This window comes from Lentilitoribacter sp. Alg239-R112 (genome assembly GCF_900537175.1).
Taxonomy (GTDB): Bacteria; Pseudomonadota; Alphaproteobacteria; order Rhizobiales; family Rhizobiaceae; genus Lentilitoribacter.
The window spans coordinates 2,387,783-2,412,336 of the sequence record NZ_LS999833.1 but is presented as its reverse complement, the minus strand read 5'-3'; the positions used below and the strand labels follow the sequence as shown (position 1 = coordinate 2,412,336).

Here is a 24,554-nt window from a genome sequence, read left to right as displayed (position 1 = left end):
TCAGCTGAACGTAGATATTTAGCCTCGATGCTGAGTTTAAAATGCGATGCGATAACGTGCAAAACCGTCAGGGCCGTCGCCGGCCTCTTCAATTTTGACGCTTTTCACATCACTGATGTGATCTTTGGCTTTTGGTCCGGTATCAAACAGAACGGATGTCTCTGGTAGTTCTTTAAATGTCCAGTTTCCATCTGCACTTGGGTTAATTGTGCCTTTGTCGACAATGTATCGTACGATCACATCGCGGTTTGTGTCCGGTCCTTCAAAGATGATGGTGTCGCCAGATGCGCCGGGGAAGTTTCCGCCACCGGATGCACGATAGTTGTTTGTCGCAATGATGAATTTCGCATTCATATCAAGCGGCGCACCGTTGAACTCCAGATCGACAATACGGTTTGCATCAGGGTTGGTTAACTTACCCTTTGGGCCATATTTTGATGGTTGTGAGATATCAATTTTATATGTCACACCATCAATCACATCAAAGTTGTAAGACGGGAATGATGGGTTTAGCAGAACCTGATCCGCTTTTCCTGTTTCAACCTGATTGAACATGCCAGCAGAACGCTCCAGCCAATCCTTAACCTGTGCACCAGTGACTTCAACCGCACGAACCGTGTTCGGGTAGAGGTAGAGATCGGAGACGTTTTTAATCGCAACATCACCCTTGGCAACATCGGTGTAGTAATCCGGTCCTCCGCGGCCACCTGCTTTAAACGGTGCAGCGGCGGAAAGGATTGGCAGACCTTCCCATTGTGTGCCCTTCATCATTTCGGTGATATACCAAGTTTGAGCCTGGCTCACGATCTGAACAGATGGATCATCGGCAACAAGGGCAAAATAAGAATGAAGTGGCGCGTCCGTTTGACCAACCGAGCGACGAACATAATCCAAAGTTGCGTCATGCTCTGTTTGAACACTTGCAAGAACAGCTGCATCGCTTTCAACCAATGGGATCTTCTTGCGTTTTTCGCCAGATTTGTAAATCGGACGCGCTTCGGTTGCCGATGTTACAACCTGCCATTCATTGCCGGATTTTTCGAGCATCAGATCAATCACACCAAGGTGCGAACCCCAGAAACCGCCCATTGCCGCTGGCTTGCCATGTATGAGACCTTTTTCAGCGTCAACCGCATCAAATCCCGCAAATTTTTCACCCGGGAACACCAAGTGGCTGTGACCCGTCATAAGGGCATCAATACCATCGACTTGTGCCAATGGCACAGACGCATTTTCCATGCCGTCTGCATGTTGAGCAGATCCGATGCCTGAATGTGATAGTGCTATGATGATATCTGCACCCTTTTCTTTCATTTCAGGTACATAGGCTTTGGCAGCTTCAATGATATCGCGTGCTTTAACATTGCCTTCAAGATGTTGGCGATCCCAATTCATAACTTGAGGTGGTACAAAGCCGATAAGGCCGATTTTAATTGCATGTTCCTGTCCGCTGCCATCTTTGACCATTTTGTCCAAGATTGTGTACGGCTTGAGCAGTGTTTTATCTTCGCGAGGGTTTGCACCCATTTCCTTGGCAATATTTGCTGATACGACTGGGAAGTCTGCACCAGAAAGAGACTTCATCAAGAAATCCAAGCCATAGTTAAATTCGTGATTGCCCAATGTCGAAGCTTCATAGCCAAGCGCATTCATGGCTGTGATGATTGGGTGCTTGTCGCCTTCCTTCATGCCGCGTTCATAGGCGATGTAATCGCCCATCGGGTTGCCTTGCAAAAAGTCGCCGTTATCGACAAGCATTGAATTGCTAGATTCTGCCCGGATGTCATTAATCAACGCAGCGGTACGCGCCAGACCAACAGTATCTGATGGGCGATCACCATAGTAATCATATGGAAATACATGCACATGCAAGTCGGTTGTTTCCATGATGCGCAAGTGGGCCTGGTTAGCGTTTGCCTGTGCTGAAAACGGGTGAAGAGCAACAAGTGCGGTGGCAGATGCACCTGCGAGAAAATTGCGACGATTGAGATGTGGTTGTTTGATCATATTTCAGCTCCTGGAATCAAAATTTAGGCTCGAGACATATCGAGATAGTTAAGCTGCACAGTAAAGTTACCATGTGACGCTTGAGTGATACTATTGCAAAAACACGCCAAGAGTCGATCTTATAATAAGACTCGAAATTATACTTGGCTATCTTCGCAATATAGAGAATTTCTTGATTTTTGGAGTTGGTCCTTACCTCACTTCTGCTGTTTGTTTTGCTTTTTTAGTAATGTCTTCATCTCAAATTCTGATATTTCAGCTGATTGAATGTGAATCGAATTCTCTTTGTAAAAGTCAGTTTTAATAAACTTTTCAACAAGTTGCTGAGGTAGGGAAAAGAGTGTTAATGTTTCGCTATCTGGATTTTTGAACGGAACAACATGGCTTGCAACGGCGTTAATCATTCCCGCGGCAACCGTCTCATTGGTGTCGGGATCGATAAGAATGAATGAACCAGTTATGCGATTTTGGCGGTATGTGTCAAAAATTGCAACTGCTTCAAATTTAAGTTGAATATCGGCAATCATATTGACGGACAGATTGTCATTTTCTTCCCATTCACCTGTTTCCAAATTGAGGCTTGTTTTTGGGTCGATGAAAACATGTTGGCGGCGACTGCCTGTTTTTAGCCAGTAGCGCTTTTGAGTCTGTAGACCTTTATTGCTAAGAACAATGAGATGCGCATCGAAAGTGTCCGAGACATGTGGTTTAGCGTCATGTGATGTGATCATATCTCCGCGAGAGATATCTATCTGACGGTCCAATTCTAGTGTTATTGCATCGCCAGAAACGCCTGCGTTTCGTACAAGATCAAACGTGATTATCTTTTTCACATTTGCCGTCTCGCCACTTGGCAGGATCGTAACGCTATCTCCGGGTTTAATAGCTCCACCGGCTACTGTTCCTTGATATCCACGAAAACTCTCATCTGGACGGCAGACTCGTTGAACCGGGAGCCGAAACCCTACAGAGCTTGCGGCAGGTTTTGTTGCAAGTTCAAGTGTTTCAAGAAGTGTTGGCCCCTTGTACCAAGGCATTTTATGTTGTGCTTGTGAGGCGACATTTTCACCATTTATGGCAGAAACGGGAATCGTCGTAATAGACTGGAAATTAAACTCCTTGGCAAAGTTCGTAAACTGAGTGACGGCAGAGTTGAAAGAACTTTCCTGATAATCAACAAGGTCGATTTTGTTTACGACCAACACAATTTGGCGAATACCCATAAGTGAAACGATTGTTGCATGGCGTCGAGTTTGCTCAAGAATGCCAGCACGGGCATCAACGAGCAACACAGCTAGATCTGCATTTGATGCACCTGTTGCCATGTTTCTTGTATATTGTTTATGTCCGGGTGTATCGGCCACAATGAAGGATCTTCTTTGTGTCGAGAAGTATCTGTAGGCAACATCAATGGTTATGCCTTGTTCACGTTCTGCCTGTAAACCATCTAGCAGATTGGCGAAGTCAGGTAAGTCCAGTTGATCGTTACCACTGTTTTTGGAAGTGGCTTCAATTTGGTCGTCGAAAACAGTTTTTGTGTCCCATAAAAGGCGTCCGATAAGGGTTGATTTACCATCATCCACGCTGCCACAGGTAATAAAACGCAAAGGAGTTGTGTCACGTGTGATTTCAGAAGCTGCAACAGTTTCAGTTTTTTGAATTGGCATTGGGTTTAGATTATTCATTAGAAATACCCCTCTCGTTTTTTCATTTCCATTGAGCTCGATTTATCTTTGTCGATGGCCCTGCCTTGACGTTCAGAAACAGTTGCGGATGCAATCTCATCAATAATTTCATCAAGATTGTTTGCTGTCGATCGGATTGCGCCGGTCAGCGGAAAGCAACCCAATGTTCTAAACCGAAGGCTTGTTTGCTGGACAAGTTCATCAGGAAGCAGTTCCAGCCGATCATCTTGTGCTAAAACCATCATGCCATTTCGTTCTACAAATGGACGGTCCTTGGCAAAATATAGCGGAACGATTGGTATACTTTCGGCTTTGATGTAGCTCCAGATATCAGCTTCTGTCCAATTGGATAATGGGAATGCACGAATGCTTTCGCCTTTGAAAATGTCGCCATTATAAATAGACCAGAGTTCTGCTCTTTGATTGCGCGGATCCCATTGATGGTTGGACGTTCTAAATGAGTAAATGCGTTCTTTTGCTCTGGATGTTTCTTCATCTCGCCTTGCACCGCCAAACGCAGCATCATAGCCACCTTGGTCTAAAGCGGTGCGCAGTGCTTCGGTTTTCATAATGTCTGTGTAGCGTGGATTGTTAAATGGCGTGATATTCTCCGCCGAACCACGAGGGTTTGTATAAGTGATTAAGTTAAGGTCGTATTCGGCGACAACTTGATCTCTAAACTTGATCATCTCTGTAAATTTCCACCCAGTATCTATATGCAGCAGTGGAAATGGAATTTTGTCTGGAAAAAATGCTTTTCGAGCTAGGTGCAGCAGAACAGAGGAGTCTTTGCCCACGGAATAGAGCATGACAGGTTTTTCAAACTCCGCAAGCACTTCGCGGAAGATATAAATTGCTTCATTTTCAAGAGCTTTTAGGTGCGGATCGAGCGGGAGTTTTTGTTTGTTTTCGGACATTTGTTTTTAAACTTTTTGATTGGGAGAGGTTTTACGTAACTATTTGGAAGCATGTAGGCCGCATTCGCGGGCATTGTTTTGCTCCCACCACCAGCGGCCGGCGCGGGAATGTTCATCTGGCTTAATTGCGCGAGTGCAAGGTTCGCAACCGATGGAAGGATAGCTGCGGGCATGTAACGCATTGATTGGAATATTATTTTTAATGATCAAATCTTCAAGCGCATCGGCACCAAGATCAGCCAATGGATTAAATTTAAATAACTCGTATTGAGGAGACCATTCGCAAAATGGTACTTGATCTCGATTGTCTGATTGCGAACGTCTCAGTCCTGTTACCCAACCATCGGCATCGCTTAGAGCGGTGGCTAGTGGGTTGAGTTTGCGAATTTCGCAGCATTTGTGGCGGGCTTCAATACTTTCATAAAACCCGTTTATTCCGAATTGTGCTTTATACTCATCCACAAGTCTTCTGTCAGGGTGATATTCCTCAATGTCTACTGAATAGCGGTGCTTGGTCTCATCGATGAGCGAAAGTGTTTCCGGATGCAAGCGCCCTGTTTGAAGCGTTATGATTCTCAAATCAATTTTGTTTTCTGCAATAAGATGAGTGATCAGTTGATCTTCTTTACCCAGACTTGTTGTAAAAACAGAATGTGGCGTTGTTTTCGAGATGAAATTGAGACGTTCAATGAGATTTAATGAGTTTAGTTTTCGATTATTTTCTCGAGCTATATCGTGTTGCATTTTGCTTTGGACCCATGAGTGAAACGAATTTGGCTCCATAATAGGTCTTAAAAATGCGCGCTAAAGAAATGAAAATCTATTTCTAGAGAGTAAAATGTATTGTTTTGCTAAAAAATGAGACTCATTCAAATTTTCAATTTGATGGGTGTTGCCAATTGCCTCTGACGGTAAACGTTGCTATTGAAACTCCATGATAGATTTATCAATAGATGCGACATACCAAGTTGTGCTCCTAACGGATCATAAACGCTTGCCATCTCGCTTTTTGCTAGCTGTTACCAGCGCTGGGCGCGGGTTTGTTGTGGCTTAAGCAACCACGACACACTTTTATAAAATCACTAAGGAATATCGATATGACTGCACCTCGTACTATGTATGATAAAATTTGGGATGATCACGTTGTAGACACACAGGAAGATGGCACATGTCTTTTGTACATTGATCGCCACCTTGTGCATGAAGTAACAAGCCCGCAAGCTTTTGAAGGTTTGCGCATGACAGGACGTAAAGTCCGTGCACCTGGGAAAACACTCGCTGTTGTGGATCATAATGTGCCAACGACCAAAGATCGTTATGAAGGTATCAAGAACGAAGAGAGCCGCATTCAGGTGGAAGCTTTGGCAAGTAATTCTTCAGAATTTGGTGTTGAATATTTCAATGAAAGCGATGTGCGCCAGGGTATCGTGCATGTTGTTGGTCCAGAGCAAGGCTTTACGCTTCCGGGCACGACAATTGTTTGCGGTGATAGCCACACCTCAACACATGGTGCGTTTGGTGCGTTGGCTCATGGTATTGGAACATCTGAGGTTGAACACGTACTTGCAACGCAAACACTTATCCAGAAAAAGGCTAAAAACATGCTTGTGCGTGTTGATGGTCAATTGCCAGAAGGTGTGACAGCAAAAGATATCATCCTTGCGATCATTGGTGAGATTGGTACTGCCGGCGGCACCGGTTATGTGATCGAATTTGCTGGTGAAGCAATCCGTGCGCTTTCGATGGAAGGCCGTATGACTGTCTGCAACATGACAATTGAAGGCGGCGCACGCGCTGGCCTGATTGCACCGGATGAGAAAACATACGAATATTTCAAAGGCAAACCACGTGCACCGCAGGGCGCTGATTGGGACAATGCGCTCGAATATTGGAAAAAACTCGCCTCTGACGAAGGCGCTCATTACGATAAGACAATCGTGCTCAATGCAGCAGATTTGCCACCGATCGTTTCTTGGGGTTCTTCACCGGAAGATGTGATTTCGATTGAAGGCGTTGTACCAAACCCTGATGATATCGAAGATGAAAATAAGCGTAAGTCTAAATGGCGTGCGCTTGAATATATGGGACTTAAGCCAGGGACGCCAATTACCGACATTAAGATTGATCGTGTCTTTATCGGCTCTTGCACAAATGGTCGTATCGAAGATTTTCGTGAGGTTGCGAAAGTTGTTGAAGGCAAGAAAGTCGCTGACGGTGTAAATGCCATGATCGTGCCGGGTTCTGGATTGGTTAAAGCGATGGCCGAGAAGGAAGGTTTGGATAAAATCTTCATTGAAGCTGGATTTGAATGGCGTGAGCCTGGCTGCTCTATGTGCCTTGCCATGAACGATGATCGCCTAAAACCAGAAGAGCGCTGCGCATCAACATCAAATAGAAACTTTGAAGGTCGTCAGGGCTTTAAAGGCAGAACACATCTTGTATCTCCTGCAATGGCTGCCGCTGCTGCGATCAATGGTCATTTTGTGGATATCCGCAACGCCTAACAGGCGCGAGCTTCATATTTCTTTCTGACTGAAAGATTGATTAAGTATCTAAACCGGATTGGGAAACCTATCCGGTTTTTGTTTGTATTAAGCTGGATGAGAGATGTTTAGGTCAGTTTTACGCTGTCTCTAAGGCCCCTCACAGGTGATGCCCACCGCTTGCGAACCATTTAAGTGCATATATCCGATTTGATATGGTTCGCTTTCGTCGTTGTTTTTGTCAATGAACTTCAAGATTCGAACGGATGCGAGCAGTTCTTCGGCTTGGTCATCCATCAAATCAAGCTGTACTTCATATTCATTTGCTTTGAATTGGACGATACTTGCGTGTTCACCTTCTTGATGTTTATAGGTCGTAATATAGCGCTCATTCAGAGCTACGGATGCTTCCAATGCATTTAGAACAGGTCCAGCACCAATTAAGATACTGACGCCAGCATCTGAATTTACACCAGTGCATTCGATATTAGATGTTGCATGGGCCTGTCCGGTCGCAGCCATGAGTGCGATAATCCAACCAGCGTTACGAAACATGTTAGTTATGAAATTCATGGCGTGACCTTTCTAAAATTTTTGGTGGCTTAGTTTATCAAGTGCAGAAAATTTCGCAATATTCAGCGAGCACAAGTATTTGGGGTGTATGTAAAGGCGTCCTAATTGGGGTGAATAAACTAGCTATTGTGATCTGCAAGTTGCCTGATTTGAGCTCGGTTAAGTAATGTTACGCTGCCTCGGTTCTGTTCGACCCAGCCGCGTCGTTGAAATTCCTGAAGTTGCCTTGAAATCACTTCTCTTGCGGTTCCCAGCTCAATGGAGAGTTTCTGGTGGGTTGTTTTAACAACACCTTGATCATCAGCAAGCTTATCAAGTCTGTCGGCTAAGCGGACATCTACTCGCTGAAAAGCTACTTCATCAATCATCAGGAACAGATCGGTGATGCGTTTTGAAAATGCGGCAAAGACGAAATCTCGAAATGATTTTGACTGTGCAACGAGATCATCGAAAATATTTTTGGGCACCGCAACAGCCTGCACCTTTGTTTCTGATATGCCTTCGGCGGAATAGTCTTCATATGTTAAAAGACAAGCGGTGGTTAAAACGCAGCTTTCGCCGGCATTTATGCGATATAGCACAATCTCATGCCCGGTTTCGGAAACTTGCTGGACGCGAACCGTTCCTTCAATCAGAAACAACATGTATTCTGGCGATTTCCCGGGTCCAAATAGCAGCGTGTCTTTTGGGTAGTTAACAATGTTGCTGCGGGTCAGGAGTGCTTCTTTTGTAGAAGGTCCTAATCGTGACAGTCCGGGAAAGCGATCAATCCACTGATTTGAATCTGTCATCCTGTGATCTCCCGCAACTAGTTACGTCGCTGCAACGTCTCTAAATAATAGCCATCCAATCTGTGAAGATAAAGTTTCAATGGCATGGGGAACTTAAGTCGCACATATTGCCGATGCAAACAAGGAAATGCTCACCCTGCAAATACACCAATCAAAACTGGTGAGAGAAGGTAAGCATTTCTATGTGATAGTTGTTATGGTTTTATATATGAGGGGTATATGTCGGGGCAGGACGGTTCACCATCCTGCCCGTATCTATTTATTCTGCTGGCATGGCACCGGATGCAATTTTTGGACGAGCAAAATGCAGATCATGTAACTTGAAAAGCAGAATGATCATTGCGAGTTGAAGGATCAGGGCCGGAGCTGTGAATGCCCAATACGCGGCGCCAAATTTGGCAATGAGGCCTGTGGCAACCAATCCTTTGTTTACCCAAAAATGTATCATGACTGATAGGGCTACGCCGGGGCAGACAAGCGCATAGGAACCCGCAGAGCGCTTTCCTGCATTGCTTAGGAACATTTCTTTGTAGTTCTGGCGTTTTAAAACCAATAATCCCAGCAAGGCAAAGAGAACCTGAATGGAAAGCATTTGTGTAAGGAAACTAAATGTCTCACCAGCAGATGTATGTATCTCAAAGGCTGTATGTAAACCGTGGTTCTGACGCAATAATGCAATAGTTAAAACGGTGATGAAAGGTATGACAACCATCAGCGTTGGCGCGGCTTCAGGCGCAGTACCGTTTTTAACGATGGATTGAACAGCCATGACAATGGCAATCATGGTCATGATAACCGAAGTAACGATAAAGAACGTGGATAATATTTCTGACGCTCCGACAATCCATTTTGTTTGAGACATGGCAGATGGTGCTGCAAGGCCAACGGCGACCATTGATAAGGCAAATGCCGGCAGAAGTTGCGCGAATGAATTGTTTGCAGATGAATTAAATCTGCCTTCAACCATGACTCTACCGAAGAAACGAGCAAGCAGCTGAAACGCGTAATAGCCAATTGCAACAAATGCGATAATCGCGGCGGGGAACAGGTATTCAACAACCGACCAAAGTTGCGGAACAAATACCAATCCAACGATGAAACCAACATTAACAGACATGGCAAGTGCTAGCGGTGCTGCCATAGTTTGTGTTTCTGCATTGGATTTCAACAGTTTTTCATAGGCGGCAGATTTACGAAAATCTGCGCTTTGGCGCAAATTCCAGATGATGAGATAAAAATGCAATATTGCAAATATTGCAACGCCAAATAAAGCGACTGCAACAGCTATTTGTCCACTAAGGTTGGCGATCTGTGTATATGCCCAGATGTCTTCAAACACCGGTACGGGTTGACCTTTGTGGGGCACCCAGAACATCAGGTACATAAAGAAGGTTACAACTAGCCCGCCGGCACCAAGCGCGGCGAGAAAATAAAGAGGGCTGTAATGCGCCTCTGCGGTGCTTTGGGACTGCACGTTCATGGTAATATTCCTTTTAACTTAGCCCGCACAATCGCGGATATCGTTATGGATAATCACGTAAATAAAATCGGCAGTCAGTGACAATGTTACAATGGGGTCACAATGGGAATAAATTATTTCGTAAAGCCGCTTTTAGCGCGGTCGGCATTATCTGCTGGCGGAGCTTAATTGACCGGTCAGAATATGACTGATGGATGTGGCAACCTGCTCCAGTGTTTCAATTGGCGCACCGGATCGGACCAATACCCGTAAGCCGACATATTGCGCCATCAATAAGTTGACAATATTGGATTTCACTTTGGTCGGCTGGTTTGAGAACTCAATTGATTGTCCAATTGCAGTTTCAAACCCATATCTCATTTTATCAAATAGGCGATGCACCTGTGTAGCAATTTCTGCGTCATGGGGCGCGGAACCTGCGGCAGCCGTGCACAAAAGGCAGCCTCGACGATCGCCCTGTTTAACCCCGTTTAGTATTCTTCCAAATAGAATTTCAATGCGTTTTGTACCATCGGAAATTTTTGTGTCAGATAATAATTTGACTGCTGGTGACACAGCTTCTTCGTCATACTTATTAAGGACTGCAAAGAACAGTGATCGTTTGTCGGAGAAAGCTTTATACAGGCTGCCCCGAGACAAAGACATTCCATCTAATAATTGAGTAAGAGATGTTTCTTCATAGCCAAAGGTCCAGAAAACATCCATGGCATTGGCAAGAGCTGTATCCATTTCAAATTCTCTTGGTCGTGCCATGCAAGTCTCTCATTTTAGATTGTAGTGATATATATGGCATCATCACACGGCTTTGCCAATGAGGGCGATAGATCAATATCTAGGCTTAATCATCGCCCTCAGTGTGATTTAATGCTTGGGTTATTTCAATTTCGCAGAACCCAGTGGTACTGAGAATTTACCGCACCAAACAGTGAATGCATCATACGCGCTTACAAGAATACTCGAAGGAACTTCATAACGTTGTTGCCCTTTTAATGATTTAAGTTCTGCGAACTCGGTTTTTTCGTCGAATGCTCCAGCTTTTGAAAACCCAAGTGTAGGAGAAGGCGCACCATCAAGTGAGAAATCATCGTGAAGGACAACAAAGGTTTTATCGCCTTCTTTTTCGATAGTGATTTTACCGGTGGTTATATGATCACTTTGACCTGAGAATGTGCCACTTGCGAGAAGTTCACCTGCGTGAGCTATGTTCGAAGGTGCGGATGTCGCGATGACGAATGATAAGGCTATTGCGGAGAAGATGGCGGATGAAAATAGTCGTGGTGTTTTTGTAGCTTTGTGAAACATTTGAAATCCTTTTCGCGGCAGTTGAAGGGGTTTAGCGGAAGTGCTGTGCTGCCGTTGAAAGATGAATATCAATTAGGAACCGATCAGTCTAATAAACTCACGTTCACAAGTTTGTGAATTAGAAACTGATTAGTCTCTAATGGTTAAATTTAATTGCTGATGAACCTTAATTTAAGGCAGTATCCATCCGTGGATAAATAGAAGCACGCCGGCCTTATTACTGCTCATTTCAAAATTGGAGTTGTTCTAAGCACGCTTTTTTCGAAACCGCTTCAATCTTCGCATAGTGCTCAAATTCATCCAATACCTTTGCGCCGAGTTGGTTCTCAAATAAGTCTTGGTTGCTGTTTTGTGCAATATTTGCGGCTTCTTTATCACCTAAATTCGATTGAAAGATTCCAGCGGCACTAACGGGCAAGAAATCCTCATAAATGATTGGGTCAAAACGAATGAAGTCTGCTTTGATTAGCTCATCAAATGTCAAGTTGGCGTCTGTTTGCCCAAGATTTTTCTCTGTTGCTTGATAGAGGAAATAGGCAAGTTCTTCGTTGCGTAATGTCTCCCAGTCATCAGGAAATTCTGCAAAGACTTCTTTTAGAGTGTTGATGTACTCTTGCGCATTAGATCCATCCGCTGCGGGTGTACATTTGTCTCGCGTCTTATTGAGTAACCTATCATATAGCGCGCGGCCTTTAGGCGTTAGTGCCGCACCTCGCTGTTCAATCTCCCCAAAACGAGCCGTATGTTTGCCATTTTTTACATCAGTAAAATCGACATCTTCTTCTATGGCTTTAAATGAGGTTTGCCGGAGAAGAATGGGGCACTTGCGTTTGGGAGGTCCCTCGATCACGGCTTTGGGATTGATTGATCTGGAGGGCATTAGATCTTGCACTTGATCAATATCAAGAGTGCGCGGTGTTAGGTGATTAATATGTGGGCCTTTAAACGAGACGATATCTGCAATGAGTCGATGGGCATCATGGAGTTTATTATAAAGTTCATGTGTAACATTGGCTTGCGTATGCCATTTGAATGTTTTCAAAATTTCCCGAATGAAGTGCTCTGAATCTGGTATTGAGACACCGCCTTCATTTTCAGCCTTTTCAATAAGCTTGACCGCTGCACCGGAAAATATTTGTCTCTTTGCCAACACATTCTCGGCTTTTATTTGCAGATTATTATCATTGATAAGGTCAAGCCGCAGGAGCGATGTGAAAACCCGAAATGGATTGTGTGATAAAGCTTCCTGGCCAAGTGGTCTAAAGGCTGTCGAATGTACCGGAATACCCGCTACGCTTAGATCATAATAGCCTACGGGGTACATACCCAAAAGCGCGAAAACGCGGCGGACCATCTTTAATTCTGCTTCAGTTCCAACTCGGATAGCTCCATGCCGTTCATCCGAAATCCTGTTCAGTCCATCTGTTGCTAGTAGTGAATTTGCAAGAGACGTATCTTTAGCAAGCCTTTTGACATTTACCTCGGCAACAAGGTCCATCAAAGTACCGTAAGCAGGTACTTCATCTCGATACATTTTTGACATCGCGGAGGAGAAAGCAGCCCGCAGGACATTTTGATCAATTAACTGGAATTCAGACATTGGTTCTCCATTTAGCTGAAATCAATTTCTATGTTAATCATTTACATGAAAAATGAATTTTACATAGTATTTTTAAACTGAATGATGAGAATTGAAACAATGTTGTGATCGTCCCTTGTGGAGACGAAAATGCAAGTTGCTTAGGCGATGTTTTTAATTGATCTCTGTTTGAAGCTCTTCTATCTGCCATAGATAAGAAATTTGGAGGAATTTTATGCGCGCGACAGATCAACTTATGAATGATTGTTCTGAAACCTGGGAGGCTGCGACCAATCATGCTTTCTGTAAAGAGTTGGCCGAGGGAACGCTGCCTATCGAGAAAATGAAGTGGTATCTGGCACAGGATTATAAATTTATCGATCGGTTTGTGCGGTTATTGGCAACCGCAATTGCTCATGCGCCGACACTGGCAGATAGTATTCCTGCTGCTCAATTTTTAGCTGTTATTACCGGGCCAGAAAATACATATTTTCTCCGTAGTTTTGAAGCTTTGAATATGACGCAAGAAGAACAAAATGCGCCGGCGGCCAAATCGACACTTGCGTTTCAGAATTTAATGCGCGAGGCGCAGGTATCAGGTCGCTATGAGCAGATGCTTGCAGTTCTTGTTGTTGCTGAGTGGTCTTACCTTACCTGGGCCAATAGATATGTTGCCTACTCGCCCGACTTACCATTTTGGTTTTCTGAATGGATTGACCTTCATTGTGGTGATGGCTTTGAGGGTGTTGTTGAATATTTGCGGAGCCAACTTGATCAAGTTTGGGATGGTTTAGCTGATCAGCAAAAGGCAGATGCAACTCAGATGTTTGCCAGAGCCGTAAAATGCGAGCGTGATTTCTTCGATGCGAGTTTTAATTCGCAAGATTAGTTATATTTAGGCGGAATTATTCCAATTTTTCCTCACTGCAACTCTCCCCATTTCCGTCACGGTTGCTCTCATCCGCTCACAAAGGTTGGTTTTTGGAGGGTGGATTTATTGAGATTTTTGCAGGAAAAATAAAAAGTTTGAACAGGTTTTGTGTGGTTTCTCACGAGGCTCGTGTTTACTTGATTGGTCTGTCGAAATGCTATTTATTTGAATTTATTACGAAATTATCTGTTTGTTTTGCGAGACCTGATATTCAAGAGCTTGAGCCACACACTGGCTCTCACATTTATGTGCGCCGAGTTTAATTTATTTTCTCATTTTCCAATCCTATATTCAACTCATCGAAACGCAGCCAACAACATCCAAACGGRTTAAAYGGGGCGCTTCAAACAAGATACTAACCCGAGACACCACAATGTCTCACATTTAAACCAACAGGAACGCCACAACGTTCCACAAACAAATGAATGGAAAATATTATGAAAATCGTACTTACAACAATCGCACTATCTGCAATGGCTCTAACTGGTGCATCTGCACTTAACTTCACATCTGTTGATGATACACGTGGCGATGCAAACGGTGTATATGCATCTCAAGCTGGTGATGGTCTTGTGAGCATCCACGAAGCAAACCGTGCAGGCATCTCTGCTATCCAGTTCCATGCTGCTGATGCAGACGGAAACGGTAAATTGTCTCCAACAGAGTTCAGAAACCTTGGCTAATCGCTAACATTTTGAATATGAATTAAACCAATTGGTTTGGGCCGCATGTTAGATACGACATGCGGCTTTTTTGAATTTTAGTTATTTGCACTCACGCTTGCCATTTTGATGCCTGCAAAAATCAATGCTGTGCCTGCCGTTTTATTTACAGCATTTACAACCCATTTTTTCATGCCGCCACGTGTTAAGCGATCTCCAAGAAATGCATAAGAGCCATAGGCAAGGCAATCGAGAAAAAACGTTGTCACGCCCATGATCAAAAATTGAATTGCAATAGGCGATGATGTGTCGAGAAATTGCGGTAAGACGGCCGCAAAATACAGAAGTGCCTTTGGGTTTGCCAGTTCTATTACGAAGCCTTTGATGAACATTGCGCGATAGCATGACTTTATTTTATCGGCACCGACCTTAATTGCACCTGATTTTGAGAAAATCGCATAGCCGCCGAGGAATATGAGATATGCAACACCTACCCATTTTATGATCGAGAACAGGGTGTGTGAAGCAATAATAAGTGATGCGATACCTGTTGCTGACAAAATGAAATAGATCACGTTGCCCCAAACCACGCCTGCAGCACCAAATAAAGCTCTGCGACCACCATTTGTTGCACCTTGGGATGCAACTGTGATTGCTGCGGCACCTGGTGTAAAACAGATGACGAGTGTGGTCACAAAGAATAAGAGATACGTGTCCAGCTGCATAGGATAGGCCCTTTAGTGAATTTAGTTGTGATCAACACTTATGAGGAAAGGCAGATAAGGACAACCCGTTTCTTGGAAGTTAATTACTCTTGCTTCCTGGCTAATTGATTTAATCTGATGACAGTTGCTCTGGTGAACAGAAAGCATAGAGCAGAGATTAAGGGAAAATGATCATGCCAGAAGCTTGATCCTGTTAATAATTACAGTTAATCCTCGTTCATGCTCATCCTAGATAACATAATAACTGATCGCGGATCAAAATATTCTGTTTCAGGTGGTCCGTGTCACTCAGCGGATGAAGCAAAAGCTTTCATAAAGGAGTTAAAGCGGAAAAAGAAATTCGCAAAGGCTACCCACAATACATGGGGGCTTTTGTGTGATGATGGTGAGATGAAAAACGATGATGGCGAAAGTGGTGCTGGTATGGTTATTTTGCGTATGCTGGAGCGAGCAGATGTTCGAAATCAAATTATCGTTGTGACCCGCTGGTATGGTGGAAAGCACCTGGGTGGTGATCGTTTTCGCCATGTGCAAAGTGCCGTTAGTCTTTATCTGGAAACATTGTCAAACTAATTACAGGTTCGCTATTTGGGTCTCCAGCCGGGGGGTGCAAAGAGTCGCATGAAAATCTCCTTGCTAGTTTTTGCCTTTCTTAAATCTTGCCAAAGTCCAGGAATTTCTGAAAACCAGACCTTGATTGGGTTGCGACTATCGAAGTTGCGCATAAGGCCATATTTGGGTGTCTCCTCTTCAACTTGAAACGAGCCGAATAGCCGGTCCCATATGATTGAAATTCCGCCATAGTTTTTGTCAAGATATTTACGATCAGAGCCATGGTGTACGCGATGGTGGGATGGCGTATTTAATATCCATTCAAGTGGGCCAAGCTTACCGATTGTTTCTGTGTGGATCCACGTTTGGTAGGCAAGAACTGTTAATATTCCAAAGAAAACCAGATCAGGTGGAAAACCAACTGCAATCATTGGAATATGTGCCACCATTGACCAGACGCCTTCAAACGGACCAAAACGAACACCAGTAATTATATTAAACTCGCGTGACGAATGGTGGACCGCATGTTGTGTCCATAATATGCGAACCTGATGTGAGATACGATGCTCCCAGTAATAGGTAAAATCAGCTGCGATGATCGCTAATATTGCGACCCACCAATTAATCGGCAACTCCCATGGGATTAAGTTTTCTGCCAAAATATAATAGAGGCCATATGCGCTGGTCATGATAAAAATTTCGACAAAAAGATACGGGATCTGTGTCGACGCACTGGCAAGCATTTCAAGAATGTTTTTGCCCTTAAGAGAACCTTTGAACCAAGCTTCCGCAATTTCAATAAGCAGAATGACCGCACCTATAATAAAAAATACGTCGTCGATCTCTGTTCCTAATTTTTCGATTGTTTCGATGTTCATGGTTTTAATCCAGTTGTTATCGTGCGCCAAACAAGATTGGCTGCTTGTTTAGGTGTTGCATCTTGATCTTTGACCAGAACCCAGGCGCTGTAGATGAGATTTTCATAGGTTTCCGCTATCCAATTTGTTGGCACATCACTTGAAAATGTGCCCTCCAACTTTGCTTGCTCAATTTCCTGAAAGAGCTCCTGTTTATCCGCAGCATAACGTTTGGCTATATCTGGATCGCTTTCCACTGCTTCATGGGCAAGAAACCATTGTCGATTAGCCAACGGGATAATGGCTTCTAGCGCTAACTTTAACCCTTCGGTATGTGTTTGGGCGTGCGTTGTCGCCCCATCAACAGCGGCGTCGAGCTCATCAAAAGCAGAGTTGGCAAGTGCAATCATCAAATCTTCGCGGGAACTGAAATGCCTGTGTAACGTCGCACGACCGACACCAGCGTAGTTGGCAACTTCACCAAGAGATGCTGTTGGTTTTTCATTAAAAATTTGAAAGGCGGCTTCTAATATTGCCGCACGCGAGGTAAGTTTTATTTTCATAGCGAGACAATTATGTATCATTTGATACAATGTCAATAGTCACTCATCACAAAATACGAGGGATGCTTGACAAGCCTATGCAGTCTGATGATTTTAGCGCACGTAACTCTCACTGTTTCAGGCAGGAATCTCATGACAAATCAATTTGCGGTCTATCCAAGCCTTGCGGGCAAAACTGTTATAATTACTGGTGGTGCATCTGGTATTGGCGCTGAAATGGTTAAGGCTTTTGTGCAACAAAAATCTAAAATTGGCATCATTGATATCGATATTGAGGGTGCGCGAAAACTAGCCAATGAGCTTGATGCTGAGATTGCATGTGCTGAGTGTGATCTGCGCGATATCGATCAGCTTAAATCTGCGGTAGCCAAGTTAGCCGATGAAATCGGCCCTGCAAGTGTGCTGGTTAATAATGCAGCGCGAGATGATCGTCATAATTGGGAAGATGTTACGCCTGAATATTTTGATGAACGAGTAGCCACAAATATGCGGCATCAGTTTTTTGCTATTCAAGCAGTTGCACCAGCCATGATTGAAATGGGCGGTGGATCGATCATCAATATGGGGTCAAATTCATGGTGGGAAGCTGGCGGAGGGTTTCCGGCATATACCACATCCAAAGCCGCTATTCATGGACTTACGCGCACAATGGCACGCGACCTTGGAGAGCATCGTATCAGGGTCAATGCAGTCGTTCCGGGCTGGATTATGACTGACAGGCAAAAGGAGCTTTGGGCTACACCGGAAGCGCTTGAAGCCCATCGAAAACGCCAGTGTCTGCCCGATCTTATCGAGCCTGTTTACGTTGCACGCATGGTCGTTTTCTTGGCGTCTGATGATGCAGCCATGTGCACAGCCAGTAATTATATGGTTGAAGCGGGGTCGATATAGGGCTTGTTGATTGTTAGTCAGCTTTGAAATAATTTTAATATGTAAGTTCTTGTTTGGCCTTGTGAAGAATCATCTATTTCATGTTTAGTGATGATGTAAACCGATTTTATTTAACTCGGACTCTTTGCGAAGGCGATTCGAACTGCTAAAGAGGCCCTTAATGATGCATACTAGTTTCACAAGGTTGGACTGTTTCTTTTTGCGTGTCGTGACGTATCGAGAGGTTTCTCGGGGGAATAATCTGGCTTCAAAATCACTGCAGGGGGCCTCTTAATATGAGCAATGCACCTCGGACAAGGCCTTTATCGCCGCATTTGTCCATCTATAAACCTATTCCAACTATGGTTATGTCAATTGTGCACCGTATTACTGGGGCTGCTCTTTATTTTGGCACGATCCTTGTTGCTTGGTGGTTGATCGCCGCTGCTTCGGGTGAAGTCTATTTCGACTTCGTCAATGACATATTTAGCTCGTTGTTTGGTCGCCTTGTTTTGTTTGGTTACACATGGGCACTTGTTCATCATATGCTTGGTGGCATTCGTCATTTCATATGGGATTTGGGCAAAGGATTTGATAAAGATGTCACCACCAAAATGGCATGGGCAACGCTTGCGGGCTCAATTGTTCTAACCGTCCTCATTTGGATTATTGGTTACTCAGTTCGGATGGGAGGATAAGTCATGGATTATAAAACACCTCTAAGTAAAGTTCGCGGGCTGGGTTCAGCAAAAGAAGGAACGGATCACTTTTGGCGTCAGCGTTTAACTGCAATTGCCAATGTGCCGTTGTTGATTTTCTTTGTTGTTTTTTTGATCATGTATAATGGCGCTTCTTATGCGCAAGTTATTGCGGCATTGTCGAACCCGATCGTTACGATTCTTTTTGGTTTGGTTGTTATTTCCGGCATTATTCATATGAAACTTGGTATGCAGGTTATCATTGAGGATTATGTGCACGGCGAGGGCGCAAAAGTTGTTCTATTATTATTGAATACATTTTTCTCTATTCTCATCGGTGCCTTGTCACTATTTGCAATTTTAAAACTTGGTTTCGGGGGCTAATCTAAATGGCAGCTTCAACGGATGCGCAGCAAAATGTAAACGGCGCTTATGAATATGTTGATCACGCTTACGATGTGATTGTAGTTGGCGCTGGCGGTGCTGGCTTGCGAGCGACGCTAGGTATGGCAGAACAGGGCTTTAAAACTGCTTGTATATCAAAAGTATTTCCAACACGCTCTCATACAGTTGCTGCCCAAGGCGGTATTGCGGCAAGCTTAAATAATATGACGCCAGACAGTTGGCAATGGCATATGTATGACACGGTTAAGGGCTCTGATTGGCTTGGCGATGTTGATGCCATGCAATATCTTGCGATGGAAGCGCCAAAAGCGGTTTATGAGCTTGAGCATTATGGTGTGCCATTTTCTCGTAATGAGGAAGGTAAGATTTATCAACGACCATTTGGCGGTCATATGCAAAACTATGGCGAAGGCCCGCCGGTACAGCGTACATGTGCCGCGGCCGACCGAACTGGTCATGCCATTTTGCACACGCTTTACGGTCAGTCTCTAAAAAATAACGCTGAATTCTTTATTGAATATTTTGCACTTGATCTCATCATGGAAGATGATGGTCGCTGCACAGGCGTTGTCGCTTGGAATTTGGATGACGGTAAGATTCACCGATTCTCAGCCAAAATGGTTGTACTTGCAACAGGTGGGTATGGTCGTGCTTATTTCTCTGCAACGTCAGCGCATACATGTACAGGTGACGGCGGCGGCATGGTGGCTCGTGCTGGCCTTCCGCTGCAGGATATGGAATTTGTTCAGTTCCACCCGACAGGTATTTACGGTTCCGGTACATTGATCACCGAAGGTGCACGCGGTGAGGGCGGTTATCTTGTCAACTCTGAAGGCGAGCGCTTTATGGAGCGTTATGCACCATCAGCAAAAGATCTTGCATCTCGTGATGTTGTCTCTCGTTGTATGACAATGGAGATCCGCGAAGGCCGTGGTGTGGGGAAAGATAAAGATCACATTTTCCTTCATCTTGATCATCTTGATCCTGCGATTTTGGGAGAACGTTTACCTGGAATTTCAGAATCAGCCAAGATTTTTGCTGATGTTGATGTCACTCAAGCGCCAATTCCAGTATTGCCAACCGTGCACTATAATATGGGCGGTATTCCAACCAATCTATGGGGTGAAGTGATTGACCCGAAACTTGGTGGACCTGATGCAGTTACACCAGGCCTCATGGCCGTAGGCGAGGCTGGTTGTGCATCTGTTCATGGTGCTAACCGTTTGGGTTCAAACTCATTGATTGATTTGGTGGTGTTTGGTCGGGCGGCAGCCATTCGCGCTGCGGAAGTTGTTGATAAGGACGGGCCAATTCCAACTCTTAACACAGCTGCATGTGATAAAATCATGGAACGTTTTGATGGCATTCGTCATTCAAGTGGTTCCACGCCAACTGCAGATCTTCGGGAAAAAATGCAGCGTGCTATGCAGGAAGATGCCGCGGTGTTCAGAACCCAAGAATCTCTCGAGTCAGGTTGCAAGCGCATCACTGAAATCTGGGGTGAGATGAAAGACATCAAGGTTACAGACCGCTCAATGGTTTGGAACTCTGATCTTGTAGAAACATTAGAGCTCACTAACTTGATGCCAAATGCTATCACGACGGTTTATGGCGCGGAAGCCCGTAAAGAAAGTCGTGGGGCGCATGCGCGTGAAGATTACACCGAGGGCAAGTTTGCCGGGCGTGATGATGAGAACTGGCGCAAACATACGCTAGCTTGGGTTGCTGACGATGGCAAAGTAACGCTTGATTATCGCCCCGTGCATTTAGATCTCATCGCAGAAGGTATCGATCTTGGCAAGATCGCTCCAAAAGCGCGGGTTTACTAGGTAAAATGACGATTGCAGCTGCAGGATATTCAGGCAAACCGCTTGAGGCCAAAATGGGTCTCAAGGATGGCATGTCTGTTGGTTTTGTTGCGTTGCCTGATGATCTAGCGTCACTTACATCGGCAATGAAGTTTGAAGTATCTGAAAGATTTTCTGAATGGAAAGAGCTTATCGGAATTTCAAAGAAATTTGATGTCATACATGCTTTCACCAAAAGCGCGCTTGAGATAGAGACTTTGCTCGAAACTTTACAATCAGCGATAAAACGCGATGGTATGGTTTGGGTGTCTTGGCCGAAGAAAGCCTCTAAAGTAGAGACTGATGTAACCGAGGACACAATCCGTAACAAAGCGCTTGAATTGGATTTGGTCGATGTAAAAGTCTGCGCCGTAAATGAGATTTGGTCTGGTCTTAAACTGGTTATCCGAAAGGAGCGGCGCTAATGTCTTCTTTCAAAGGGCTTTTTACCAGCGTTTTCGTTTTGACAGTGATTGGTTTATCGGTTTCTGCTTGCCAATCAGGTGCTGAAGATGATGGACGTTATAAAGAAGTTCCGACCAAAACATGGGAATGGCGTAAAACAAAAATTGGCGATGAGCCTGCCGTTGTGACTAAAACTGTAACTGAAGACGTCAAAATTGTGGATCGTGGACCTGCTTGGGAATTTCAAGGCAATTATTGGTTACGTGATTTGGGTGGTCGAGAATGTATTTTGTTTCTAAGCTCAGCTTTACTGAAGCCGGATTGGTTGTCTGTTAAACTTTCAAATGATTGCTCGAATGGAATGAGACATATTGGCGGTTGGCGCCTTATTGGCGAAAATATTGCGCTTCTTAATGCATCTGGAAACCCTATCGGATATTTTGAACGGGACCAGACTTTTAAACGTATCTATAAAGGCGACCTAACAATCACCACCGGTGAGCGTTTTTCTGCTTCGCTTCAGAAGGATTTATAAAATGGTTGAACTTACACTTCCTAAAAATTCAACGGTTGAAAAAGGCAAGACCTGGCCGAAGCCTGATGGCGCGCAGAATGTACGCGAATATCAGATTTATCGTTGGAGCCCTGACGATGATGCAAACCCAACTGTTGATACATTTTATGTTGATGTCGATGATTGCGGACCAATGGTTCTTGATGGACTTTTGTGGATTAAGAACAAAGTCGACCCAACGCTCACACTGCGCCGTTCTTGTCGTGAGGGAATTTGTGGTTCTTGTGCCATGAATATTGACGGCACCAACTCTCTAGCTTGCACGAAGGGTATGAGTGAAGTCGATGGGACGGTCAAGATTTATCCATTACCACATTTGCCCGTGGTTAAAGATTTGGTGCCGGATCTGACTAATTTTTATGCGCAACATCGTTCCATAGAACCTTGGTTGCAAACAGTAACCCCAACACCTGCTAAAGAGTGGAAACAAAGCCACGAAGATCGCGCAAAATTGGATGGACTTTATGAATGTATCTTGTGTGCGTGTTGTTCAACATCATGCCCAAGCTATTGGTGGAACGGTGATCGTTATCTTGGGCCGGCTGTTCTTTTGCAAGCCTATCGTTGGTTGATTGATAGTCGCGATGAAGCAACTGGAGAGCGGTTGGATAACTTAGAAGACCCATTCCGCTTGTATCGTTGCCATACAATTATGAACTGTGCGCAGACATGTCCAAAGGGACTTAATCCTGCAAAAGCAATTGCTGAAATTAAGAAGATGATGGTTGAGCGCAGAGTGTAACAGATTACTCTGATTGATTTTTGCCTTATTCACGTCGAATTTTTGTATATTTTTAACCATATTCGTGTTCTATAACTCGAAAATGGCTTGGGTAGTTCTTACTCTGGTTAGTGGCGTCCGTCTTCGAGGAGTTTGAACATGCGCTTGACATATATGGTAACAGTCATTGCGGCACTTGCCGCACTTCAAGGGTGCCAAAGAACAAGTTTTGGTGGTTTACAACCTCAGGCGCAGCCACTAGCGCAACCAGCTCCACTTAACCCGGCGCCAGTTGGCGGTGTAGAAGCAGGTCAATTGCCCGATGCAACTGCGCAAGGCCAATTTCCTGATGCACCGAATGCACCAGCAGCTAATCTAGATCAGGTTGCGACAAATGCCCAACCTCTTACAAAAGAAGAATTGATTGGTCGCTGGACACTTGCATCCGGTGGTCAGTCTTGTGATGTCTTCTTATCGCTCACAAAATGGACCGGCGGTTTCCGCGCTGCATCTCGCGGGTGTTCGGCAGGTCTTGCACTTGTTTCAGCTTGGAATGTTGAGGGCAAACAGGTTGTTCTTGCTGATAGTTCTGGCTCAAATGTTGCTCGTCTTTATAAAACAGCATCTGAGCGCTTTGATGGTTCCACGACAGGTGGCCAAGCCATCAATATGGGGCGATAGGGCTGTTATCGGTAGCTGGTTCGGGTAACGCTCCATGCCTCAATCTCAGATGTCGACTGTCAAAAGCGAGTATGAGCTTCGTATTCGAGCTGGCGATGTTACATCTGATCCAAAACAAGATCTCATCATTCAATATCTTGATAAAGTACTGTATTATATCAGTACCAAGCGTATGGCTTCCAAATCAAGCGCATTGGGTTGGCTATTTGCTAAGAAGTATAAGCCGGAAGAAGCTGTAAAAGGCCTTTATATTCACGGCTCGGTTGGACGTGGTAAAACCATGCTGATGGACATGTTCTTTGCACTTGTTCCTGCAAAGCACAAACGGCGTGTTCACTTTAATGATTTTATGGCGGATGTGCATAACCGTATTCATGCGCATAGAGAAAAGTTCAAGGCAGGTGAAACCAAAGAGAAGGATCCAGTCCTGCCTGTTGCCACAGCGCTCTATGAGGAAGCTTGGGTTCTATGCTTTGATGAGTTTTCAGTGACCGATATTGCCGATGCAATGATTCTGTCTCGATTATTCGAACAGCTATTTGCAAAGGGGTGCGTGTTGATTGCGACTTCAAATGTGGCGCCAGACAATCTCTACAAGGATGGTTTAAACCGTTCCTTATTTCTACCTTTCATTGATATCCTTAATAAGTATGTTGAAGTGTTGAGCTTGGATTCGCCGACAGATTATAGAATGGAGAAAACTAATCAGTTGCCAGTCTATATCTCTCCGCTTGGGGATGATGCAGCTAGGCTTATGGATGAGGCATGGCAACAGATCACTGCGGGTAAGCAGATTATAGAGAATGTTATAGTCGAGGTGAAAGGGCGTCAAGTTCCCATACCACTATCTGGGGGAGGGTGCGCGCGTTTTTCATTTGATGATCTTTGTGGGAAGCCATTAGGAGCCTCTGACTACATAGCGATTGCCGAGGAGTTTCATACAATTGTTTTGGATGATGTACCTCAACTTGGAAATGAAAAACGCAATGAAGCAAAACGGTTTATCACGCTCATAGATACGCTTTATGATAAAAAAATTCGACTCTTCATTTCCGCCGATGCGCTGGCGGATGGGCTTTATTCAGACACAAATGGAACCGAGGCATTTGAGTTTGCAAGAACAGCTTCACGTTTGTTTGAGATGCAGAGTGTGGACTATCTAGAATCAAAAGAATAACAATGCATAAAAGCAATTTATTGAGGAAAAATTTTACCTTTACGTAAGAATAAAATAATTTAAACGATT

Annotated in this window: 26 protein-coding genes; 13 read left to right on the top strand and 13 right to left on the bottom strand. The window is 44.4% G+C overall.

What is annotated here, in order from left to right; genetic code table 11:
• Positions 1 to 36: 36 nt before the first annotated feature.
• The 4 genes from G3W54_RS11935 to G3W54_RS11920 all read right to left on the bottom strand — a co-directional run bounded on the left by G3W54_RS11935 (position 37) and on the right by G3W54_RS11920 (position 5,353).
• The gene (locus tag G3W54_RS11935) at positions 37 to 2,007 is read right to left on the bottom strand and encodes a bifunctional 2',3'-cyclic-nucleotide 2'-phosphodiesterase/3'-nucleotidase (RefSeq protein ID WP_162653253.1); all 1,971 of its coding nucleotides are present in this window, start codon (positions 2,005 to 2,007) and stop codon (positions 37 to 39) included.
• Between the two features lie 197 nt (positions 2,008 to 2,204).
• Complete coding sequence (gene cysN, locus G3W54_RS11930) at positions 2,205 to 3,692, bottom strand: sulfate adenylyltransferase subunit CysN (protein WP_162653252.1); 1,488 nt, start codon at positions 3,690 to 3,692, stop codon at positions 2,205 to 2,207.
• Positions 3,692 to 4,609, bottom strand: coding sequence for a sulfate adenylyltransferase subunit CysD (gene cysD, locus G3W54_RS11925; protein WP_162653251.1), 918 nt, complete (start codon positions 4,607 to 4,609; stop codon positions 3,692 to 3,694). Before cysD ends, cysN begins: the two co-directional genes overlap by 1 nt.
• Positions 4,610 to 4,648: 39 nt before the next feature.
• On the bottom strand, positions 4,649 to 5,353 hold the full coding sequence (locus G3W54_RS11920; RefSeq protein ID WP_162653250.1) for a phosphoadenylyl-sulfate reductase: 705 nt from the start codon (positions 5,351 to 5,353) through the stop codon (positions 4,649 to 4,651).
• A gap of 353 nt (positions 5,354 to 5,706) precedes the next feature.
• Here G3W54_RS11920 and leuC point away from each other — a divergent pair, with 353 nt between their 5' ends.
• Positions 5,707 to 7,113: a 3-isopropylmalate dehydratase large subunit gene (gene leuC / locus G3W54_RS11915; RefSeq protein ID WP_162653249.1), complete on the top strand. Its 1,407-nt coding sequence runs from the start codon at positions 5,707 to 5,709 to the stop codon at positions 7,111 to 7,113.
• 129 nt (positions 7,114 to 7,242) lie between these two features.
• Here leuC and G3W54_RS11910 read toward each other — a convergent pair whose 3' ends face one another.
• The 6 genes from G3W54_RS11910 to G3W54_RS11885 form a co-directional block, all read right to left on the bottom strand.
• On the bottom strand, positions 7,243 to 7,665 hold the full coding sequence (locus tag G3W54_RS11910) for a hypothetical protein (protein ID WP_162653248.1): 423 nt from the start codon (positions 7,663 to 7,665) through the stop codon (positions 7,243 to 7,245).
• Positions 7,666 to 7,784: 119 nt separating this feature from the next.
• Positions 7,785 to 8,456: a Crp/Fnr family transcriptional regulator gene (locus tag G3W54_RS11905; RefSeq protein WP_162653247.1), complete on the bottom strand. Its 672-nt coding sequence runs from the start codon at positions 8,454 to 8,456 to the stop codon at positions 7,785 to 7,787.
• Positions 8,457 to 8,715: 259 nt separating this feature from the next.
• Complete coding sequence (locus G3W54_RS11900; RefSeq protein ID WP_162653246.1) at positions 8,716 to 9,936, bottom strand: hypothetical protein; 1,221 nt, start codon at positions 9,934 to 9,936, stop codon at positions 8,716 to 8,718.
• Positions 9,937 to 10,083: 147 nt separating this feature from the next.
• Positions 10,084 to 10,689 (bottom strand): TetR/AcrR family transcriptional regulator, encoded by a 606-nt coding sequence (locus tag G3W54_RS11895; RefSeq protein ID WP_162653245.1) that lies wholly within the window; start codon positions 10,687 to 10,689, stop codon positions 10,084 to 10,086.
• Between the two features lie 120 nt (positions 10,690 to 10,809).
• A complete protein-coding gene (locus G3W54_RS11890) occupies positions 10,810 to 11,238 on the bottom strand; it encodes a DM13 domain-containing protein (RefSeq protein ID WP_162653244.1) in 429 nt (142 codons plus the stop codon).
• 229 nt (positions 11,239 to 11,467) lie between these two features.
• Positions 11,468 to 12,838, bottom strand: coding sequence for a VOC family protein (locus tag G3W54_RS11885; RefSeq protein WP_162653243.1), 1,371 nt, complete (start codon positions 12,836 to 12,838; stop codon positions 11,468 to 11,470).
• A gap of 214 nt (positions 12,839 to 13,052) precedes the next feature.
• Here G3W54_RS11885 and G3W54_RS11880 point away from each other — a divergent pair, with 214 nt between their 5' ends.
• Together G3W54_RS11880 and G3W54_RS11875 are read left to right on the top strand one after the other, a co-directional pair.
• Positions 13,053 to 13,706: a TenA family protein gene (locus G3W54_RS11880; protein ID WP_162653242.1), complete on the top strand. Its 654-nt coding sequence runs from the start codon at positions 13,053 to 13,055 to the stop codon at positions 13,704 to 13,706.
• Between the two features lie 479 nt (positions 13,707 to 14,185).
• A complete protein-coding gene (locus G3W54_RS11875; RefSeq protein WP_162651397.1) occupies positions 14,186 to 14,431 on the top strand; it encodes an EF-hand domain-containing protein in 246 nt (81 codons plus the stop codon).
• A gap of 77 nt (positions 14,432 to 14,508) precedes the next feature.
• On the opposite strand, the gene G3W54_RS11870 is transcribed toward G3W54_RS11875, so the two are convergent.
• Positions 14,509 to 15,135 (bottom strand): LysE family translocator, encoded by a 627-nt coding sequence (locus G3W54_RS11870; RefSeq protein WP_162653241.1) that lies wholly within the window; start codon positions 15,133 to 15,135, stop codon positions 14,509 to 14,511.
• A gap of 219 nt (positions 15,136 to 15,354) precedes the next feature.
• Here G3W54_RS11870 and G3W54_RS11865 point away from each other — a divergent pair, with 219 nt between their 5' ends.
• On the top strand, positions 15,355 to 15,708 hold the full coding sequence (locus tag G3W54_RS11865; RefSeq protein ID WP_162653240.1) for a YigZ family protein: 354 nt from the start codon (positions 15,355 to 15,357) through the stop codon (positions 15,706 to 15,708).
• Positions 15,709 to 15,719: 11 nt separating this feature from the next.
• Here the strand turns inward: G3W54_RS11865 and G3W54_RS11860 are convergent, their stop codons facing one another.
• A complete protein-coding gene (locus tag G3W54_RS11860; RefSeq protein WP_162653239.1) occupies positions 15,720 to 16,565 on the bottom strand; it encodes a sterol desaturase family protein in 846 nt (281 codons plus the stop codon).
• Entirely contained in the window at positions 16,562 to 17,107 is a 546-nt protein-coding gene (locus tag G3W54_RS11855; protein WP_162653238.1) for a TetR/AcrR family transcriptional regulator, read from the bottom strand. The genes G3W54_RS11860 and G3W54_RS11855 overlap by 4 nt, the downstream gene beginning before the upstream one ends.
• Before the next feature lie 132 nt (positions 17,108 to 17,239).
• On the opposite strand from G3W54_RS11855, the gene G3W54_RS11850 reads away from it, so the two are divergent.
• From G3W54_RS11850 to zapE, 9 genes are all read left to right on the top strand, one after another.
• Complete coding sequence (locus G3W54_RS11850) at positions 17,240 to 17,998, top strand: SDR family oxidoreductase (RefSeq protein ID WP_162653237.1); 759 nt, start codon at positions 17,240 to 17,242, stop codon at positions 17,996 to 17,998.
• A 275-nt stretch (positions 17,999 to 18,273) separates the two neighbouring features.
• Entirely contained in the window at positions 18,274 to 18,675 is a 402-nt protein-coding gene (gene sdhC / locus G3W54_RS11845) for a succinate dehydrogenase, cytochrome b556 subunit (RefSeq protein WP_162653236.1), read from the top strand.
• A 3-nt stretch (positions 18,676 to 18,678) separates the two neighbouring features.
• Positions 18,679 to 19,059, top strand: coding sequence for a succinate dehydrogenase, hydrophobic membrane anchor protein (sdhD, locus tag G3W54_RS11840; RefSeq protein ID WP_162653235.1), 381 nt, complete (start codon positions 18,679 to 18,681; stop codon positions 19,057 to 19,059).
• 5 nt (positions 19,060 to 19,064) lie between these two features.
• Positions 19,065 to 20,909, top strand: a complete 1,845-nt coding sequence (sdhA, locus tag G3W54_RS11835; RefSeq protein ID WP_162653234.1) for a succinate dehydrogenase flavoprotein subunit — start codon at positions 19,065 to 19,067, stop codon at positions 20,907 to 20,909.
• Positions 20,910 to 20,914: 5 nt separating this feature from the next.
• Entirely contained in the window at positions 20,915 to 21,352 is a 438-nt protein-coding gene (locus G3W54_RS11830; protein WP_162653233.1) for a DUF3052 family protein, read from the top strand.
• Positions 21,352 to 21,867, top strand: coding sequence for an AprI/Inh family metalloprotease inhibitor (locus tag G3W54_RS11825; protein ID WP_162653232.1), 516 nt, complete (start codon positions 21,352 to 21,354; stop codon positions 21,865 to 21,867). The genes G3W54_RS11830 and G3W54_RS11825 overlap by 1 nt, the downstream gene beginning before the upstream one ends.
• Before the next feature lies 1 nt (position 21,868).
• Complete coding sequence (locus G3W54_RS11820) at positions 21,869 to 22,648, top strand: succinate dehydrogenase iron-sulfur subunit (RefSeq protein WP_162653231.1); 780 nt, start codon at positions 21,869 to 21,871, stop codon at positions 22,646 to 22,648.
• Between the two features lie 138 nt (positions 22,649 to 22,786).
• Positions 22,787 to 23,308, top strand: coding sequence for a protease inhibitor Inh/omp19 family protein (locus G3W54_RS11815; RefSeq protein ID WP_162653230.1), 522 nt, complete (start codon positions 22,787 to 22,789; stop codon positions 23,306 to 23,308).
• Positions 23,309 to 23,342: 34 nt separating this feature from the next.
• Complete coding sequence (gene zapE, locus G3W54_RS11810; RefSeq protein WP_162653229.1) at positions 23,343 to 24,485, top strand: cell division protein ZapE; 1,143 nt, start codon at positions 23,343 to 23,345, stop codon at positions 24,483 to 24,485.
• Positions 24,486 to 24,554 lie beyond the last annotated feature (69 nt).